A 5,271-nucleotide genomic window follows, 5' to 3' on the forward strand; every position below is an offset into this window, starting at 1 on the left:
AGCGCCACGCCGGCCTCCAGGCCGAACAGCATCATCGGATGGTTTTCAAAGAATTCGCTCATGATCGACGGCAATAGCGTGGGTGCGGGCATTGTAGCCAAGCGCACGCGCCGATCGGACAGGAAGAACGACGTATGACAGCAGCAGCGGTGACATCGCCTTCACAGACACAAACCGGAATGCGGCGCGGATGGGGTGGCCTGGCCGCCGCGCTGGTCGCCGCCTTGCTGGCGGCGTGCACGAGCGGCCCGCCCCCGCGCATCGAAACGCCGCAACCGCCCACCGGTACGCTCGGCGGCCACCTGGACCCAGCCGCCTGGGCCGACGTGGCCGGCTGGACCAGCGACGACCTCGCCACTGCCTGGCCCGCGCTGCAATCGAACTGCCAGGCCATGAAGCGCAACGCAGATTGGTCGCGCGTCTGCGCGGCCGGCCTGATGGTCGATGCCGGCGACCCGATCGCCATGCGCGTCTTCTTCGAAGACAACTTCACACCGTACCGCGTCATCAAGGACGACGGCACCGACAGCGGCCTGATCACCGGCTACTACGAACCGCTGCTGCGCGGCTCGCGCACCCGCCACGGCATCTACCAGACGCCGCTGTACCGCATGCCCGCCGCCTGGCGCGGCAAGACGCTGCCGGCGCGCGCACAGCTGATCCGCAGCGCGACGCTGCAGGGGCAGGAAGTCGTGTGGGTGGATGACCCGGTCGAGGCGGCCTTCCTGCAGATCCAGGGCTCCGGCCAGGTCCAGCTGGAAGAGGGCGGCATCATGCGCCTGGGCGTGGGCGGCACCAACAACCAGCCGTTCCGCTCGTTCGCGCGCTGGCTGCTCGACCAGGGCGAGATCACGCCCGTGCAGGCGACCATGCAGGGCATCAAGGCCTGGGCGCGCGCCAACCCCGGCCGCGTCGACGAGATGCTCAACATCAACCCGCGCTACGTCTTCTTTAGCGAGAACCCCGGCAGCAACGACGGCCCGATCGGCAAGCTGGGCGTGCCGCTCACGGCCGAGCGCTCCATCGCCGTGGACCCGTCCTATATCCCGCTCGGCGCGCCGGTATTCCTGTCGACCACCAAGCCGCTATCGACCGAGCCGATCCAGAAACTGGTGTTCGCGCAGGACGTGGGCTCGGCCATCCGCGGCGCCGTGCGCGCCGACTATTACTTCGGCCACGGCGATGCCGCCGGTGATCTGGCCGGGCGCATGAAGCAGGCCGGCCGTCTGTGGGTGCTGGTACCGAAGGGCGGCAGCGTCGCCACCCGCTAAGAAACACGCTCAAACCGATTCTGGCGGTCCGGCGGCGCCTTGCCGTACTACCTGTACTGTCTGCGGCTCCGCCAAACCGCCAGAACCGCTTCGCTTCGGGTTGAGCGCGTTTCTTGAAAGTCAGCGCCGCAAATCCACCACGCGGCGCGCCTTCCCGACCGAGCGCTCGATGCCGCCGGTCGCCAGGATCTCGATCGCGGCCGTCACCCCGATCATCGACTTGATCTCGTGCGCCAGATGGGCGCTCGCGGCGTTCGCCACGTCCGCCGAGGCGCCCAGCGCCGCTTCCACCCGCACCGTCAGCGTATCCAGCGGCCCTTCCTTGCCCAGCACGCACTGGTAATGCGGCGACAGCGCCGCGTGCTTCAGGATCAATTCCTCGATCTGCGACGGGAACACGTTCACGCCGCGCACGATCATCATGTCGTCGCAGCGGCCGGTGATCTTTTCCATGCGACGGAAACCCGGGCGCGCGGTGCCGGGCAGCAGGCGCGTCAGGTCGCGCGTGCGGTAGCGCACCACCGGCATTGCCTCTTTCGTCAGCGAGGTGAAGACCAGCTCGCCGAATTCGCCGTCGGGTAGCACCTCGCCGGTGTTCGGGTCGATGATCTCCGGATAGAAGTGGTCCTCCCAGATGGTCGGGCCGTCCTTGGTTTCGGCGCATTCGCTGGCCACGCCCGGGCCCATGACTTCTGAGAGGCCGTAGATATCCACCGCCGACAGCCCCATGCGCGCTTCGATGGCGCTGCGCATCTCAGGCGTCCACGGCTCGGCGCCGAAGATGCCGATCTGCAGGCTCGATGCGGCTGGGTCCATGCCCTGCCGCTCAAACTCGTCGGCGATCGCCAGCATGTAGCTGGGCGTCACCATGATGATCTGCGGCTGGAAATCGTGGATGAGCTGCACCTGGCGCTCGGTCTGCCCGCCGCCGAACGGGATCGCCGTCAACCCCGCGCGCTCCACGCCGTAGTGTGCGCCCAGCCCGCCGGTGAAGAGGCCGTAACCGTAGCTGACGTGGACCTTGTCCCCCCGCCGCGCCCCGGCCGCGCGGATCGAGCGCGCCACCAGCCCGGCCCACGTGTCGATATCGGCCAGGGTGTAGCCGACCACCGTGGGTTTGCCGGTCGTGCCCGACGACGCGTGGATGCGTGCAATCCGTTCCTGCGGCACGGCAAACATGCCGAACGGGTAGTTGTCGCGCAGGTCAGTCTTGGTCGTGAACGGAAACCTCGCCAAGTCGGCCAGTGACCGCAAGTCTGACGGATGCACGCCCGCCGCGTCGAACTTGGCCCGGTAAGCCGCCACGTTCTCATAGGCGTGGGCGAGGCTGTGCTTGAGCCGCTCCAGCTGCAGTGCCTGGATGGCATCGCGGCTGGCGGTTTCGATCGGGTCGAGCGGCAGGTCGGTCGAGCGGGGGCGCATGCGGGTCTCCTCGGGGCGTCGTCGTGCGGCGTCCTCTTGTGGTGGCGCAATCAGGGGGCTCTATATAGAGGGCGAATCAGTGCTCAGTGCTGTTGGGGTCGGGAATGACGTGGCCGCGGATCTGCGCGGATTTGCCACGGAACATGGCGACCACTTCGCCGGTCTGGTTGGACACGCGCACGTCGTAGACGCCGTGGCGGCCGGAGAGGACCTGCTCGGTGGCCTCGGCGGTCAGCACGTCGCCGCCGTGCGCCGGGCGCAGGAATTCGACGCTGCAGCCGGCCGCCACGGTGTTGTGGTTGTGACTGTTGCAGGCAAACGCAAAGGCTGAATCGGCCAGCGTGAAGATCAGCCCGCCATGGCACGTGCGATGGCCGTTGAGAAATTCGGGCCGCACAGCCATGGACAGGCGGGCGTAGCCAGGGCCGACCGCCTCCACGTGCATGCCGAGCCAGCGGGTGCAGGCGTCGGCGTCATACATGCTCTTGCAGGCGGCTTCGGCCAGCGCCTGTGCATCTTGGAGGGCGGTCTCGGTCACGCGGGGCTCTCCTTTACTCGCCGGTGAAGTGTGCGGGGCGCTTGTGGAGGAAGGCGGTGACGCCCTCGGCATAGTCGCGCGAGTTGCCCAGCTCGCGCTGCAGGTCGCGCTCTAGGTCGAGCTGCGCATCGAGCGACTGCGTGGGCGCCGCATGCATGGCGCGCTTGATGGCAGCCAGCGCTCGGGTGGGCTGCTTGGCGAGGTGGTCGGCCATGGCGGCCACCTCGGTCATCAGGATCTTGCTATCGTGATAAACGCCCCAGATCAGGCCCCAGGCCAGCGCGGTCTTGGCGTCGAGCTTTTCGCCCAGCATCGCCAGCCCCATCGCCCGCGCCACGCCGATGCGCTGCGGCAGGAACCACGTACCGCCCGAATCCGGCAGCAGCCCGATCTTCACGAAGGCCTGCAGGAAGCAGGCGTTTTCGGAGGCCATCACGATGTCGCACGCCAGTGCCAGGTTGGCGCCCGCGCCGGCCGCCACGCCATTCACGGCGGCAATCACCGGCAGCGGCAGCGCGCGCAGGCGGCGCACCAGCGGGTTGAACTGCTCGTCGATGAGCGTACCCAGGTCGGTCATCTGCCCGGGCGTGAAATTGAGTTCGGAGAGATCCTGCCCCGCGCAGAAGCCGCGCCCGGCACCGGTGAGGATCAGCGCCCGCGCGTGCTGGCGCTCCACGTGGTCCAGGGCTTGGCGCAGTTCGTGGTGCATGCCGGCCGTGAAGCTGTTGAGCTGCTCGGGCCGGTTCAGCGTGATGGTGGCCACGCGGTCATGCCAGTCGAGCAAAATTGTCGGGCTAGTCATCTTGTCTCCTCCTCGGTCTGAACCGACTCATGATCCTGCTGTGCGCCCCGATCTTGCCCCTGCGATGCTCGCCGTACGCATGTACGGCTGCGCTTCTCGGGCCAACCTCGGGGCGCTCGCGACGAATCCTGAGTCGGTTCACAGGCTGATTGATTAACCGACCGGTTGGTCGGCTAATATTACATGCATTCCAACTGGAGCTTCCATGTCCTACGAAAACATTCTGGTCGAAACGCGGGGTCGTGTTGGTCTTATTACGCTGAGCCGCCCCAAGGCGCTCAACGCGCTCAACGATGCCCTCATGGATGAACTGGGCGCCGCGCTGCTCGCCTTCGATGCCGACGCCGGCATCGGCGCCATCGTCATCACCGGCAGCGAGAAGGCGTTCGCCGCCGGGGCCGACATCGGCGCCATGGCCGACTACGACTTCGCCACCGTCTATAAGAACGAATACATCACGCGCAACTGGGAGGCCATCCGCCGCATCCGCAAGCCGGTGATCGCCGCGGTGGCCGGCTACGCCCTGGGTGGCGGCTGCGAGCTGGCCATGATGTGCGACATCATCTTGGCCGCCGACACCGCCAAGTTCGGCCAGCCCGAGATCAAGCTCGGCACAATGCCTGGCGCCGGCGGCACCCAGCGTCTGCCGCGCGCTGTTTCCAAGGCCAAGGCCATGGACCTGTGTCTGACCGCTCGCATGATGGGCGCCGAGGAAGCCGAGCGCGCCGGCCTGGTCTCGCGCGTCATCCCCGCCGACAAGCTGCTCGAAGAAGCCATCCAGGCGGCTGAGACCATCGCCGGCTTCTCACTGCCGACGGTCATGATGATCAAGGAGTCGATCAACGCGGCCTACGAGACGTCGCTCACCGAAGGCGTCCACCTGGAACGCCGCCTGTTCCACGCGACTTTCGCCACGGAAGACCAGAAAGAGGGGATGCGCGCGTTTCTGGAAAAGCGCCCCCCCGCTTTCAAACACAGCTAACAAGGTGCGCAGGAAGCCTCCGCAGGAGTACCCGAGTGATTGTCTCAAGTATCTTGGGCGTCATTTTCAGGTCATTTTTCGGCGGCAATCCCAGGCGCAGACTGGGCTGTCGGGCATTCTTCATGGTCCCGTCATCAACCCGTCACGACAAAGGTGTTGCCAAGCCTCGGAAACCCGCCTAATATTCGCCCCTCGCTGCAGAACACAGCGCCGAAACGCAAGCGACGGCGGGGGTGTTGAAGCGGTGGAGAAGTAG

At 66.7% G+C, this 5,271-nt stretch carries 5 protein-coding genes; 2 read left to right on the forward strand and 3 right to left on the reverse strand.

Annotated features, from left to right (window positions below):
* Positions 1-134 precede the first annotated feature (134 nt).
* The gene (locus QZ609_RS24270; RefSeq protein ID WP_295500357.1) at positions 135-1,271 is read left to right on the forward strand and encodes a murein transglycosylase A; all 1,137 of its coding nucleotides are present in this window, start codon (positions 135-137) and stop codon (positions 1,269-1,271) included.
* A 120-nt stretch (positions 1,272-1,391) separates the two neighbouring features.
* On the opposite strand, the gene paaK is transcribed toward QZ609_RS24270, so the two are convergent.
* The 3 genes from paaK to paaG all read right to left on the reverse strand — a co-directional run bounded on the left by paaK (position 1,392) and on the right by paaG (position 4,033).
* Positions 1,392-2,693 (reverse strand): phenylacetate--CoA ligase PaaK, encoded by a 1,302-nt coding sequence (paaK, locus tag QZ609_RS24275; protein ID WP_295500360.1) that lies wholly within the window; start codon positions 2,691-2,693, stop codon positions 1,392-1,394.
* Positions 2,694-2,769: 76 nt separating this feature from the next.
* Positions 2,770-3,174, reverse strand: coding sequence for a hydroxyphenylacetyl-CoA thioesterase PaaI (gene paaI, locus QZ609_RS24280; RefSeq protein WP_295500368.1), 405 nt, complete (start codon positions 3,172-3,174; stop codon positions 2,770-2,772).
* A 70-nt stretch (positions 3,175-3,244) separates the two neighbouring features.
* Positions 3,245-4,033, reverse strand: a complete 789-nt coding sequence (gene paaG / locus QZ609_RS24285; protein WP_295500363.1) for a 2-(1,2-epoxy-1,2-dihydrophenyl)acetyl-CoA isomerase PaaG — start codon at positions 4,031-4,033, stop codon at positions 3,245-3,247.
* 205 nt (positions 4,034-4,238) lie between these two features.
* Here paaG and QZ609_RS24290 point away from each other — a divergent pair, with 205 nt between their 5' ends.
* A complete protein-coding gene (locus QZ609_RS24290) occupies positions 4,239-5,015 on the forward strand; it encodes an enoyl-CoA hydratase (protein WP_295500366.1) in 777 nt (258 codons plus the stop codon).
* Positions 5,016-5,271 lie beyond the last annotated feature (256 nt).

Source organism: uncultured Ralstonia sp. (assembly GCA_913056305.1).
GTDB lineage: Bacteria > Pseudomonadota > Gammaproteobacteria > Burkholderiales > Burkholderiaceae > Ralstonia.